The sequence below is a fragment of the Nocardia arthritidis genome (assembly GCF_011801145.1).
GTDB lineage: Bacteria > Actinomycetota > Actinomycetes > Mycobacteriales > Mycobacteriaceae > Nocardia > Nocardia arthritidis_A.
Window position 1 is genome coordinate 9,062,133 of sequence record NZ_CP046172.1, and the last position, 13,488, is coordinate 9,075,620.

General features: G+C 64.8%; 13 protein-coding genes. 4 read left to right on the forward strand and 9 right to left on the reverse strand.

Annotated elements, in window-relative coordinates; all coding sequences use genetic code 11:
* The 4 genes from rpsL to hppD form a co-directional block, all read right to left on the reverse strand.
* Window positions 1-375 carry a 30S ribosomal protein S12 gene (gene rpsL, locus F5544_RS41040; RefSeq protein WP_014353064.1) on the reverse strand — a complete coding sequence of 125 codons (375 nt, stop codon included), beginning with the start codon at window positions 373-375 and terminating at the stop codon, window positions 1-3.
* Window positions 376-646: 271 nt separating this feature from the next.
* Entirely contained in the window at window positions 647-1,201 is a 555-nt protein-coding gene (locus F5544_RS41045) for a DUF3558 domain-containing protein (RefSeq protein WP_167478128.1), read from the reverse strand.
* A gap of 10 nt (window positions 1,202-1,211) precedes the next feature.
* On the reverse strand, window positions 1,212-1,736 hold the full coding sequence (locus F5544_RS41050) for a DUF3558 domain-containing protein (RefSeq protein WP_167478129.1): 525 nt from the start codon (window positions 1,734-1,736) through the stop codon (window positions 1,212-1,214).
* 147 nt (window positions 1,737-1,883) lie between these two features.
* Window positions 1,884-3,062: a 4-hydroxyphenylpyruvate dioxygenase gene (hppD, locus tag F5544_RS41055; protein WP_167478130.1), complete on the reverse strand. Its 1,179-nt coding sequence runs from the start codon at window positions 3,060-3,062 to the stop codon at window positions 1,884-1,886.
* Between the two features lie 141 nt (window positions 3,063-3,203).
* On the opposite strand from hppD, the gene F5544_RS41060 reads away from it, so the two are divergent.
* Window positions 3,204-3,728 (forward strand): Lrp/AsnC family transcriptional regulator, encoded by a 525-nt coding sequence (locus F5544_RS41060; protein WP_167478131.1) that lies wholly within the window; start codon window positions 3,204-3,206, stop codon window positions 3,726-3,728.
* 3 nt (window positions 3,729-3,731) lie between these two features.
* On the opposite strand, the gene F5544_RS41065 is transcribed toward F5544_RS41060, so the two are convergent.
* Window positions 3,732-4,844 (reverse strand): winged helix DNA-binding domain-containing protein, encoded by a 1,113-nt coding sequence (locus F5544_RS41065; RefSeq protein WP_167478132.1) that lies wholly within the window; start codon window positions 4,842-4,844, stop codon window positions 3,732-3,734.
* An 11-nt stretch (window positions 4,845-4,855) separates the two neighbouring features.
* A complete protein-coding gene (locus F5544_RS41070; RefSeq protein WP_167478133.1) occupies window positions 4,856-5,830 on the reverse strand; it encodes an NADPH:quinone oxidoreductase family protein in 975 nt (324 codons plus the stop codon).
* Between the two features lie 200 nt (window positions 5,831-6,030).
* Here F5544_RS41070 and F5544_RS41075 point away from each other — a divergent pair, with 200 nt between their 5' ends.
* The gene (locus F5544_RS41075; RefSeq protein ID WP_167478134.1) at window positions 6,031-6,354 is read left to right on the forward strand and encodes a type VII secretion target; all 324 of its coding nucleotides are present in this window, start codon (window positions 6,031-6,033) and stop codon (window positions 6,352-6,354) included.
* Window positions 6,354-7,460, forward strand: coding sequence for a transglycosylase SLT domain-containing protein (locus tag F5544_RS41080; protein ID WP_167478135.1), 1,107 nt, complete (start codon window positions 6,354-6,356; stop codon window positions 7,458-7,460). Before F5544_RS41075 ends, F5544_RS41080 begins: the two co-directional genes overlap by 1 nt.
* 13 nt (window positions 7,461-7,473) lie before the next feature.
* On the opposite strand, the gene F5544_RS41085 is transcribed toward F5544_RS41080, so the two are convergent.
* Genes F5544_RS41085 through F5544_RS41095 form a run of 3 tightly spaced genes read right to left on the reverse strand, consistent with a single transcriptional unit; the run spans window position 7,474 to window position 12,484 of the window.
* A complete protein-coding gene (locus tag F5544_RS41085; protein ID WP_167478136.1) occupies window positions 7,474-8,688 on the reverse strand; it encodes a DUF7373 family lipoprotein in 1,215 nt (404 codons plus the stop codon).
* Window positions 8,685-10,625, reverse strand: a complete 1,941-nt coding sequence (locus tag F5544_RS41090) for a serine/threonine-protein kinase (RefSeq protein WP_167478137.1) — start codon at window positions 10,623-10,625, stop codon at window positions 8,685-8,687. Before F5544_RS41090 ends, F5544_RS41085 begins: the two co-directional genes overlap by 4 nt.
* Window positions 10,625-12,484 carry a serine/threonine-protein kinase gene (locus F5544_RS41095; RefSeq protein ID WP_167478138.1) on the reverse strand — a complete coding sequence of 620 codons (1,860 nt, stop codon included), beginning with the start codon at window positions 12,482-12,484 and terminating at the stop codon, window positions 10,625-10,627. The genes F5544_RS41090 and F5544_RS41095 overlap by 1 nt, the downstream gene beginning before the upstream one ends.
* 225 nt (window positions 12,485-12,709) lie before the next feature.
* On the opposite strand from F5544_RS41095, the gene F5544_RS41100 reads away from it, so the two are divergent.
* Window positions 12,710-13,483: an acyl-[acyl-carrier-protein] thioesterase gene (locus F5544_RS41100; protein ID WP_194252455.1), complete on the forward strand. Its 774-nt coding sequence runs from the start codon at window positions 12,710-12,712 to the stop codon at window positions 13,481-13,483.
* Window positions 13,484-13,488 lie beyond the last annotated feature (5 nt).

The window sequence follows — 13,488 nt, forward strand, 5'->3', positions numbered from 1 at the left end:
TCAGCTCTTCTCCTTCTTGGCGCCGTAGCGGCTGCGGGCCTGCTTGCGGTTCTTCACTCCCTGGGTGTCGAGCGAGCCACGGATGATCTTGTAGCGCACACCGGGGAGGTCCTTCACACGACCGCCACGCACGAGCACCATCGAGTGCTCCTGCAGGTTGTGGCCTTCGCCCGGGATGTAAGCCGTGACCTCGACCGCGCTGGTCAGGCGAACACGCGCGACCTTACGCAGCGCGGAGTTCGGCTTCTTCGGGGTCGTGGTGTACACGCGGGTGCACACGCCACGACGCTGCGGGCTCCCCTTCAGGGCCGCAGTCTTGGTCTTGGCGACCTTGTCGCGGCGACCCTTGCGGACCAGCTGGTTGATGGTTGGCATAGACCGGCTTTCCTTATTAGTTAACGCGGTGTCTGGAACTTCATGTCTTTGTCATCGAGCGTTGGCTCGCACGTCCGTCCACGTTTCTCGCGTCCCGAGGTCGGGCGTGTCGTACGAGAAACCTAGCCCTTTTTCTGGGCATGCCGGAGAGGTCAGCCGCTCTCGCTGGCCTACATTTCCGCACGAACTTGCCCGCATGCTTCCGGGCACAGCGATCCACGATACCCGTGGCCACGACGGAGGGTCAAAGCGGGGGTGCTGCGATACCGGCTCACCTGGCCAGATTCAGGGTCAGCTCGGTGAGCTTGCGCGCGGCGGCACACGGGTCGGGATGCGCGGAGCCCGCGCGATAGTTGATCCACCAGCCGACGATGCCGGTATCCGGCGCGGCGGCGCTGATCCCACACGAATCCGGATCGTTGGGCCGCAGCGTCTGCAACCCGAGACTCTCGCCGAAGTTGACGTTCGTGGTGCTGTAGCCCAGCCGGTCGTTGTTGGCCTTCTCATTGGTGAGCGAACCGAGCTCGTACCAGTTCAGCGTTGCCATGGCATTGCCGCCCGGCGCGCCCTGCACCTCCCACATGCACACCGCACCGTAGAAGGTCGGCTGGGCGTAGGAGCCCTTGCCGCCGACGATATCGCCGATCTGATCCATGGCCACCGCATCGCATTCGCGCAACAGCTTGTCGAATTTGGTGTTCACCGAATCGCTCGACCCCGCGGCCTGGGGATTCCCATTGATGGTCCGGCCGCAGCCGCCCGCCGAGACCGCGACCGTCAACAATGCGGCCGCGACGAGGGCACAGCGCTTCCCGCGCATCATCATCAGTTCTCCCCTACTGCAACCGCTGCACGGTCAACTCGGCCAGTTTGTGCATCCGATCGCACGGATTCGGCCCCTGGGAAATGCCATACGACATCGACCATTCGAAGAAGTCGTCGCCGAGCTGCACCGCGAGATCGCACACCTGGCCGCCGGGAGCGAGCGACTGGAATCCCTTGTGCCCGATGACGTCGATCGTCTCCGGATTCCTGCCCTGGGTGGAAACCCAGGCGCGCTCCCGATCGATCGGACTGCCCCGATACGACGCGAAGGTGACGCTGGGCGAATCGAGCCCCGCGGACTGCCAGTTGCAGCCGACCGAATTCCGGCGCACCTGGGAGATCTGCAGCAGCCCCGCCGCGGCCCGCACCTCGTCATCGGTCACATGGCCGCATTCGCCGACGAACGGACCGAGCGCCGCCACCTTCCGCGGCGGCCGGACCGGACCGTTCGACGAGTCGGAGTTCCCGCCCGATCCGCACGCCGACAGCAACAATGTCAGGGCAAGACCGGTGACAATCGCCGACGGAATCCGCATGCCGTGAACTCTACCGGCGGTGAAGTAGTGCGGACGTCCTGCGAATCGCCGCGCACAGGAACCTCACACTTTGTTCGGCGGCTGCCGACACGTCCGCGCGGTCGATCTGCGGCGCAGGTATTTTCGATCGCGCGGACGGGTGTCGCCTCAGAGGTTGCCGCGCGCCTCTTGTTCGCGCTCGATCGCCTCGAACAGCGCCTTGAAGTTGCCCTTGCCGAAACCGAGCGACCCGTGCCGTTCGATCAGCTCGAAGAAGACGGTGGGGCGGTCGCCGATCGGCCTGGTGAAGATCTGCAGCAGGTAGCCGTCCTCGTCGCGATCCACCAGGATGGCGCGGCTCTTCAGTTCCTCCACCGGAACCCGGACCTTGCCGATGCGGGCGCGCAGTTCCGGATCCTCGTAGTAGGCGTCCGGTGTTTCGAGGAATTCGACGCCCTCCCGCCGCAGCGCGTCGACGCTGGCGAGGATGTCGTTGGTGGCCAGCGCGATGTGCTGGACGCCGGCGCCGCGGTAGAACTCGAGGTACTCGTCGATCTGCGACTTCTTCTTGCCGATGGCCGGCTCGTTGAGCGGGAACTTCACCCGGTGGTTGCCGTTCGCCACCACCTTGCTCATCAGCGCCGAGTACTCGGTGGCGATATCGTCGCCGACGAATTCGGCCATATTGGTGAAGCCCATGACGCGCCGGTAGAACTCCACCCACTCGTCCATCTTGCCCAGCTCGACATTGCCGACGACGTGGTCGATCGCCTGGAACATCCGCTTGGGCCGTCCGGCGCGCGGCTCATAGCTGGACTTCCTGGTGACATAGCCGGGCAGATAGGGCCCGTCGTAGCGGGAGCGGTCGACCAGCGTGTGCCGGGTCTCGCCGTAGGCGGCCAGCGCGGCCGAGCGGACGGTGCCGAATTCGTCGGACTCGTCATGCGGTTCGACCAGTACGGTTGCCCCGTGTTCGCGCGCCCATTTCACGCAGCGGTCCACATCGGGCACCTCCAGCGCGATATCGACGATGCCGTCGCCGTGCCGGTCGTGGTGGCCGACCAGCGGGCTCTCCGGATCCACCGCCCCCTTGACAACGAAACGCGCTGCGCCGCTGCTCAATACGAACGACTTGTGATCACGGTTGCCGGTCTCCGGGCCGGAGTAGGCCTCCAGCCGCATGCCGAAGGCGGATTCCAGGAAGTGGGCGGTCTGTGTCGCGTTGCCAACCACCCAGACCAGTGCGTCCCAACCGATGACCGGGAACGGGTCGACGCTGTCGTCGTGGTCGACCAGCCCGACAAGTTTGCGCAGCTCACCTTGGGTGGGCAGTTGCTCGATCGTCATGCACCAAGGTAATCGCCGCGCATCGACGATAGGCAACAGCGAGATTTTTCGATAGACAGTGTGGCGAATTGGACTAGCTGAAGGCCCCGAATGCTGGACAATTTGAATAGATATGAGCTGTACCACACCAGGAGGGCCCCGATGTCGCGCACCCCGGCGAAACTCGACGAACTCGATCTCGCAATCCTCACCGCAATGCACGAGTACCAGAAGGCGGGGATTCTCGAGCTGTCGCGCCGAACCCGGGTCGCCAGAGCAACCGTACAGTCCCGCATCGGCCGAATGGAGGAATCGGGGGTGATCGCCTCCTACGATCCGCAAATCGACGTCACCGCAGCAGGTTTCGATGTACAGGCCTTCGTGACGCTGGAGATCGCACAGGGCGCGCTGGACGCGGTCGCCGCGGAGCTGGAAGCGATTCCCGGTGTGCTGGAAGCATATGCGACCACCGGATCCGGAGATGTGTTGTGCCGCATCGGCGCCGACTCACACGCCGGTCTGCAATCCGTGCTGCTGAGCATCGATCGGACCACTTCGGTGGTGCGCTCGCACAGCGTGATCGTGCTGTCGACGGTGGTATCACGACGGACGCTGCCGCTACTGCGCACGCTGACACCCGCGGGCACCAGCAAAGCCCCCGCATACCGCGAGGTCCGCGAGGGCTGAGTATTACGGCCGCAGATCCGCGTTCACCTCCAGGATTTCGACACTGGGCTTCCGATCCGATTCCAGGAAGGCAAGCAGCGCATGGGCTTCCGCTTCGACCTCGGCGCTCTCGCCCCGGGTCCATTTGCGGGATGGGACGACTCGCAGCCTGGCGATCCCGTTCTGCGGGAAGATCTTGTAGAAACCGCCCAGGTAACCATCGACCAGAATCGGGGAGACCATATTGGCGAAGGCGCGCAGCGTCGGCGGCCCGCCGTCGGGCACGATCCTGGATCGGTCCTGATGCGAAAGGACCGCATTGTCGTACCAGCCGAGCAGGCGGGCCGGGGCGGGTAGTTCGGGATCGGCCAGCTCGCCGTCGGCGACGTCGTAGAGGGTGCGGCCACGCTCATCGGTGTAGGTGCGCAGGCGGTCGCCGAGTTCGGTGACCGCACCCTTCATCCCGGGCAGCTTCGACCACGTCTGCATATCCATCGTGCTGGCCGGGCCGAATGCGCGCAGATACCGAACGATCAACTCCCGCAACGGATACGACGGGTCGAGGGGTGCGCCCAGCCACGGTTCGACGCGCGACCACACCGGCCTGCTGTTGTCCTTCCAGCGTCCGCGCGGCGGCGTCTGCAACACCGGCAGTTGATACAGCCACGTCTGCACCACCGCCCCCGCATCGCGATCCGGATAGCGGGCCGCGGCGTGGGTGCGCAGATCGGCGGCCGACATCGGCGCGTCACCCAGCACCGCCTCACCGTGTGCGCGGACCTCGTCGGGATCCAGCCCAACCATCGCGCCGGAGTTGAAACCCTTGCGGAACGGGATCTTTTCCAGCTCCGGTTGCAGATGCGGTGCGATCCGCAGCGCATCCGGCGGGGTGACCAGATGAATCGTGCCGCGCATCAAGGTGATTCGCACCAACGATCGATCCTCGAGGCCAGTCGAGACCGTCGCCGGATCGAAATCGGCTATCCGGCTCCACAGCGCGACGAACGGCGGCGGCACATCCTGGGCCTGCAGACCGACCAGATGATCACACATCTCGGGCACGGTCAGCGCGGACCGTCGCAGCAGATGCTGGCGGGCCAGCAAGGTGCGGTTCAGGATTCGATTGGACAGCGCCATATTTCGGTCGATCAGCGCAGCGTGACCACGACTTTGCCGGTGGCCGTGCGGTTTTCCAGCGAGGCGACCGCCGCGGCGGCCTGCTCCAGCGGATACAGCACCGGCTGCGGCGGTGCGATCTTGCCGGACGCCAGCAGCGGCTCGACCTCGGCCCACTGCTCGGCGAGATAGCCGGGATGGGTCATCACCCACTCGCCCCATGCCGCGCCGACAACCTCGACGTTCTTCAACAGCAGCCGGTTCACCTTCACCGTCGGAATCTCGCCCGCGGTGAATCCGACCACCAGCAGGCGGCCCGCCGAGGCCAGCGACCGGATGCTGTCGGTGAACCGGTCACCGCCCACCGGATCCAGCACGATATCGACGCCGCGCCCACCGGTCAGCTCCTGCACGGCCGCGAGCCAGCCGTCGGCCAGCACCACATCCGTCGCGCCGTTGGCCCGCGCGACCGCCGCCTTCTCCTCGGTGCTCACCACCGCGATCACCCGGCCCGCGCCGAGCGCACCCGCCATCCGCAACGTCGACGTGCCGATCCCACCCGCGGCGCCGTGCACCAGCACCGTCTCCCCATCGGCGAGCCTGCCCCGGTTACGCAGGCAGAAATGCACGGTCAGATCGTTGAACAGCACACCGGCGCCCGCCTCCAGCGAAACATTGTCCGGCAGCCGGAAAACCATCTGGGCGGGCACCACCGCCACCTCCGCCATCGCATTGCCGAGCAGCGTCAACGCCAGCACTCGATCGCCGGCGCGGACATGCGCGTCGGCGGGCGCTTCGCGCACGATCCCGGCAATCTCACCGCCGACCACGAACGGCAGCTGCGGCTTCATCTGATACAGCCCGCGCGTCATCAGCACATCCGGAAACGCGACACCGGCCGCATGCACATCGATCACCACGCCACCCGGATAGGCCGCGGGCTCCGGAATCTCCACCACCTCGACCGACTCCGGTCCGTCCAGCTTGCTCACCTGGGCTGCGCGCATCCGCCGACCTCTTTCGTCCACATCGGCAACTCCGTTATCGCCGATTGCACTGTGCCCAACCTAATACGCACTGTCGGCGAAGGCCGTCCTCAGCCGTGAATGCGGCAGTACGCCTGACAACCGACCCCCGCGCCCTGTCCAGACGAACCGATTTTGGCTATGCTGACCCGGACTTATGGTGGGCGGGAAGGGGGATTTCCGTGGTAGAGCAGGCACAGCAGCCGGTAACGGGTGTGCAGGTCGAGCCGGACGCGTTGCGCAAATTCGCCGATATGTTGCGCGCGGAGGCCAAGACGATCACCGATCTCAACGCGGGCGCCGAATTCGGCAACGCAGTGAACGCGTTGCCCGGCACCGATTTCGGTGGCGCGGCCCAGCAGGCCAAGGACGCCGTCGAGAAATGCGTCGGCCGGATCGGCGATCGGTTCACCACCCTCGCCGAGAGCCTGCACACCGCCGCGGGCGCCTACGAACTCACCCAGGACGACTTCACCGCCAAACTGAAGACGATCGGACTGCAGTAATGGCACTCACCATCCCCGATGTCGAGAAGTGGAAGCCCGAAGACCTCACCGCCGCGGGCAAGCACGCCGGCGATATGTCCGCCAAACTCGACTCCGCCGAAAACGACGGCATCAAGAACGCCGGCGAGCTGAAGTGGAACGGCGCCGCGGGCGCCGCGGCAAACACCCGCATGACCGCCGAGCAAGCGCGAGCGTCGAAGGTCAGCCAAGCGCTACAGGCCTTGCAGAAGGCGTTCAACGACCACGCCGAGAATCTGAAGAACGCCAAGGACAAGGTCATCCAACTACGCGACCAGGCCCAAAGCGATTCGAAGCACCCCGGCCTGGAGGTCAACGCCGACGGCACCGTCTCGGCCGCCAAGCGCATCGCCCAACTCGGCAACGCGAGCGATCGCGTCGTGCTGGAGGAAGAGCTCGCCGCCGCCCAGTGGGAATTCCAGATCACCAACGCCCTCCGCGACGCGGAAACCCTTGCCGGACAAGCAAAGACCGATGTAAGCCAAGCGACCACGGGTCTGGACACGGCATTCAACGATTTGGGTGACCCGAAGGCCGAAGCACCCACCGCACCGAAAACCCAAACCCAGCCCGCAACAACGGTTCCGCAATCGACGGATTCCCCCACCACCTACGTGCGCTCGAATTCGGGCTCGCCGAGCAGCAACAACGGATCCCAATCACACTGGACCCCATCCGTCCCGCACATGGGCACACCGATGACCCAAACCCCCATCGGCCCGATGCCGTCCGGGGACGTGGCGGATTGGATCAAACAGGCCAAAGAAGAATTGATCAAGATGGGCTACAGCCCGGACGATATCGATGAGCGAGCGCTGGCACTCATTATCGAGAAAGAGTCCGGCGGCAATCCCCATATCGTCAACGAATGGGACAGTAACTGGGTTGCGGGGCATCCCTCCAAAGGACTTATGCAGACCATCGATAGCACCTTCAACGCCTATAAAGCGCCTGGTCACGACGATATCTATAATCCGGTCGACAACATCATCGCCGGAACTCGGTATGCCATCGCGACCTACGGTTCGCTGAAGAACGTTCCTGGTGTGAAAGCGGTCGACACGGGCGGCTCGTACGTCGGCTACTGAGCCCTCGACATCGCTACCCCTGACTGTTCGCAAGCAAAGCGTATTGCGCGGCGGCGCGCTGCTGGGTCTCCCACAGCCGACCGCCGAGTTCCAATGCCGCATAGCGTCGATAAGCGACAAAGCATCGGAACTGGGCTTCCTTGGCAGCCGCATAGTCCTGGACACACGCCGCATTGGGGATACCGTCCGGAGGATCGACCGCCCTGCGATCAACCGCATCCCCGAGCTCCGCCGACTCCTTCACGAATTGCGCTGCGGCCGCGTCGTCCCGGGCGCGAAAGACGAAGGCAGTGGGCGACATTGCCACCCGATCCACCCCGGCGCGCGACATGACCGGGAACCGACTCGATTGGTCCTGCACATAATTCAGATAGCCCCGGAGCGTGTAGACGACCTCTCCCTGACCGTCGGGCGCCGGCACGACCCCGTTGTCCTGCAGCAATCGCGCGAGGACGCCGTCCGGATCCTGCCGTAGGGTGTCGAATTTTCCAGGCGGAGTCGCCACGTATCCGTCGAGTTCCGGAATTTCCGCGTCGAGGTACTTCTGGGTGACGTCGACGAGGTGATTCACATCGGTGTTGCGAGAATCCGCGAGAATACTGATCACATAGGGACCGTGCGGCGTGGTGCTGCCCAGCGTCGGCACCGTCGGACGCCAATGGGCATGCGCATCAGGATATTTGGGCAGCTTGACAGCCACGTTCTCCGGATTGAGCGAAGAATCGACCGCGTCCAGTTCCGCCGCCGCCGAGTTCGCCGCCGCCGCATCCGGAAAGCGCAGGACCGTGACCGTGAGACCTTCACGTTTCCTCGTGCCGTACAGGGCTTTCTTCAACGGCACACGTTCATCGGCCGAACCGGTGGAGAACCCGATGAGGAAGCCGTACTTCTGCAATGTCGGAACAGTCTGGTCGGCCAAGAAATCGGTCACCGTCTGCGCGTCGGTGTGTATCTCCGCCGAGGCGCCGATCGAATAAACAGCGGCATCCACCTCATGTGGACTCAGCACAGCCCCTGCCAACCGCGCCGCCTCCAGACGGGCATAGCCGACACTGTCCAGACGTGACGCGAACTTCGGTGGCGCGGTGGGAAATCGACCGGTATCCAACGTTCGTACGTCGATCTCGGCCGGAACGCCGGTGCCTGACAGTGTCGCACCGCATCCCGCCACCACGATGCCGGTCATGACGACAGCCAGGATCGGCGGGATTCGCCGTTTCCAGTTCATCCGCCCACCTGCGGAAGGTTGACCATGATGTTGGCCAGGATGGTCTGCGCGGCCAAACACCGAAACTCCGGATGCTGCGACAGCGAAGCATTGTCGATGTTCACCGTGACGATCTCGGCGTCCACATTGTCGATAGCTCGATACTGCCCCTGCCGAATACAGGTTGTCGACTTGAACTCCGAGTCATCCATATTTATGACATTGCCCCCGCCGAGATCTATCTGAATCGGCTTATCGGGTGGCACCAGGATTTTCGCACGCTCGAAGACGACGGTGACGGTACCCGTCGCGACCCACTTGCAGGAATGCAGCAGATCGGGAGTGCCGCGTACCTGATCGCCGATATTGAGTTTCACCACGATATTGTCGACGGAGGCACACGGGTCGAGTCGAGCGATCGAGTTCCGAATATTCGGCATCATCGGTGTTCGCTCGGATATTCGCCGCGTCAGCTCATCGGACGCACCGTCGGCGATGCCACACAGCTTGTCGGACTGCCCACCCTTCACCCGGACCGTAATACCGAACTGCGGATCGGTTTTCGCGGGCAGCAGAGCGCGGCCACAGCCATCCGACCCGGCGGTCACATCGTCGAGTATCGGCACGTCATCGAACCGACGGCCGTTATCCCGATAGCCCTCGATACGTTTGATGTCGATCACGAACTGATGACCACCCGCCGTCGCGGCGCAATTGCCCCACTGGGCGGATTCGGGCTTCGCCGTCCACCCGCCCAGCGACGGCACCAGGGGTTCATTGATCAGTGAACACACATCGATGGACCTGAGCTTTGTCATATTCAATCTGTCGAGCGGATTGCTCGCGCTCGATGTGGGTTCATCCGACCCACCGAACCCGACGACTCCGACGATAATGCCGCCGATCAAGACGAGCACTCCGATCAGAGCTCCCACCAGCAGGCGCACTCGACGCCCCCGTTCGGATTCCGTCCGCGACTGCTCGACGAGTTCCTGGAGCCGCTGCTCGAAATCAACGGGAGATGGTGCTACAGCGGCCGATTCGCCATCGATGACCTGGGTGGTCTCCGGATCGGACTGCAGCGCCGACAGCTCGGCGGCCTGCGCGCGTATGGCCTCGTGAACGGCGTCCGACCATGGGCGGGTGTGTGGCGGCAGCGGCCCGAGGTAGTCCAGGATCTGGGCCGGTGTCGGACGGGCCTCCGGCTTCTTCGCCAGACAGGGTTCGACCAATTGGCGCACGTCCGGCGGCAGCTCACTCAGGTCGGGTTCGGTGTGCACAATGTTGTACAGCGTGTGCGGCATCGAATTCGCCGCGAACGGGCTCTTTCCGCTCGCGGCCAGCACCAGCACCGTACCGAGCGAGAAGATATCGCTGGCCATCGTCAACGGCTGCGATTGCGCTTGTTCCGGTGACATGAACGAGGGCGAGCCGATGACCGACCCGGTGTGGGTCAGCTCGGAGCGCTCTTCGGCGGCTCGGGCGATACCGAAGTCGATCACCCGGGGGCCGTCCTCGGCGAGGATGACATTGCCCGGCTTGAGATCTCGATGGATCAACCCGACGCCGTGGATGGCCGCCAGAGCCGAGCTCAAACCGACCGCCAGCGTGCGGATCTGCTCAACGGTCAGCGGACCATAATCCGCGACCGCCTTGTCCAACGGCACACCTGGTACGAAAACTGAAGCCAACCAAGGAATTTCGGCATTGATATCGAAATCGATCACCGCTGCGGTGTACGCGCCGGAAACTTTTGCCGAGGTCTGCACCTCCCGCCGGAACCGAGGAAGAAAATCCTCTTCGGCCACCAGGTGCGGATGGATCTGTTTGATCGCGACGAGACGACCGTCCGGACCGACACCGAGCAGTACCCGCCCCATACCACCGGAGCCGAGCACCCCGAGCAGCCGGTAGCGTCCGATCCGGGGCGGGTCGTCTGGTTCCAGCGGTGTCGGCATCAAAGCTCCCGGAGCCGGGCGACGACCCCGGTCAGCACCGCTTCGGTCGACGCGCAGGCGGTTTGCCCGGCCTCGGCCGTCTTCGGCAGTACGGTCACCGTGATCATCTCCCCTCGATCCTCGATGGTCGGGCGTACCAAATAGTAGGTCGCACATGTTCCGTCGGCATCGATGCGGCGCCGCGACTGGAAATCGCCCTGTTTGCCGCCGTTGACAATGACCGGCAGGTATCCGGGGTCGGAGTCGACACGTTTCGACTCGGCGGTGTGCACCGTGACGACGGCCGCGGTCCCGGTCCACATGCAGGTGTGCGCGTCGACCGGTGACGGCGAAACGTTCGACCCCGATGCCGCGGCGATGATCGCCGGATCGACCGACGTGCACGGATCCATGCGCACTACCGACTGTTTCGGCGGATTGGCACTCGGGAAGTTGGTAACCAACCTGGTGACAACAGCTTTCAGCGCGGAGATGACCAGCCCACACGAATCTCCGTCGATCTGGTCGATTTTCAGGTCGACGCCGTGCGGCGGCTGATCGCCGAGCACGACCGCTCTGCCGCAGGAACGGTTTTCGCCTGTGGTGTCGACAACCGGTCGGCCCGCGATGCGGTCGGATGTCGGTCCGGCGGTGGCCGCGATCGGAGTTCCCACGGCGACGGTCAGCTTTGTCCGCATGCCCGCGCCGGTTACGAAATCCGTTGTGCACGTGGCGGAGTCGGTCAACCCAGGCTTGACCGGCTGGCCCAGTTTGCCGATGACATCGGTGCCGAGGAGTTGGCAGGAATCGACAAGGCGCAGCTGATCCTCGGAGAGCTGGAGGGTGCGGCCCGCGAGCGGGTCGGTCGGAGTGTCGGCCTGTCCGCGGGTGAGGACCACGGCCGCGGTACCGGCACAGGCGAGCAGGACGACCGCGGCGGCAACGGCGATCCATCGCCGCGAGCGACGGGGCTTCTCGAGATCCGGCAATCGCCCGTCGAGTTCATCCCAACGCTGCGCCTCCGCCCGCCCCTGAGCGATGGCGGCCCGCACCGAACCGGGCCATCCGGACCTTGCCGTCATCGCGTCGACGGCTTCCAGCAGTTGGGTCGGGGTCGGTCGGTGGGACGGGTTTTTGTCGAGGCATGCGTCGATGACGGGGCGGAGGGCGGGTGGGACCCGGCTGGTATCGGCCCGATTGTGTACGACGTTGTACAGCGTCTGCGGGGTCGAGGACCCGAGGAAGGGGCTTTGGCCGGTGGCGGCGAGGACGAGCATGGCGCCGACCGCGAAAACGTCGCTGGCGGGGGTTAGTTCGTGGCCGGAGGCCTGTTCGGGGGACATGTAGGCGGGGGAGCCGATGAGCGAACCGGTGGCGGTGAGCTGGAGATCGGCCTCCATGGCGCGGGCGATGCCGAAGTCGATGACGCGCGGGCCCTCGTCGGCGAGCAGGACGTTGCTCGGTTTCAGGTCGCGGTGCACGATTCCGGCGCGGTGGATCTCCAGTAGTGCGCCCGCCAGCCCGGCGGTGAGCAGGCGCAGGCCGCCGAGCAGCATCGGGCCGCCGGATTCGATGGCGTCGCGCAGTGCCGGGCCCGGTACGAAAACCGATGCGAGCCAGGGTGATTCGGCATCCGGATCGGCGTCCATGACGGCCGCGGTGTACGCGCCGGTGACCCGCCGCGATGCCTGCACCTCGAGCCGGAATCTGTTGCGGAACTCCGGATTCCGGGCCAGGTGCCGATGTACCGTCTTGACCGCGACGAGTCTGCCGTCCGGTGCGCGGCCGAGGAATACTCGACCCATCGCGCCCTGTCCGATGACGGCGAGCAGCCGATGCCGCCCCACGATGCGTGGATCGCGTTCACCCAGCGGCTTCACCGTATCCCCTCCCTCGATACCTGCCGGGATATTACCGGCGTCGCCGCGCGGGTCTGCTGAGTTTTACCGGCGGATCGGATTGGTCATGGTGTGATCATGCCCGCCCGAGTGGCATAACGGTTGGTAGAGACGACTCGACGCGAGGGGTTGACGCCAGCCCCGTAAAGTCGTGTCACAAAGCACCGCACGAAGAACGCGGCACCACGTGCAGCGCGAGGAGCACAAGTGTCACTCGATCAGCCACTCGCCCCGCTTCCCGAGGAGGGCATGGGCTTTGCCTCGTCGTGGCCCATCCGCGCCGGTGACGTCGACCCCTATGATCGGTTGCGCTTCGACGGCATCGCCCGGTACCTGCAGGACATCGCGTGGGAGCAGCTGCATCAAACGTTCCTCTACAAGACGGATCCGAATTGGATCGTGCGGCGCACGGTGATCGACGTGGTGCGGCCGGTCCACTGGCCCGATCAGGTGCGTCTGCTGCGCTGGTGTTCGAGCATGTCGACGCGGTGGGCGAATATGCGCGTGCGGATCACCAGCGACAAGGGCGGTTTGATCGAGACCGAGGGTTTCTGGATCAATATCAACGGCTCGACCAATATGCCGACGCGGATCAGCGACGACGGCATGGCCTACCTGGCGCAGACCACCACCGAGCAGCGGCTGCGCTGGCGGCCGTATCTGACCGACGCCACCCCGCCCGAATCGGACACCGATCTGCCATTTCCGGTGCGCGCCACCGACATCGATCAGTACAACCACGTCAACAACGCCTGCTACTGGCAGGCGGTGGAGCAGTTCCTCGTCGAATACCCGAAGTTGTTGACGAGCCCGCATCGCGCGGTGATCGAGTATATCGCGCCGGTGTGGGCGCGCCAGCATGTGACGGTGCGCAGCCGATTCGAGGCGGGGGATGTGAGCGGCAGACCGGTGCTGCGGTTGTGGTTCGTCGTCGGCGACACCACGACCACCGTCGTGCGAATTATGCCGCTGCCCAATTGATTCGC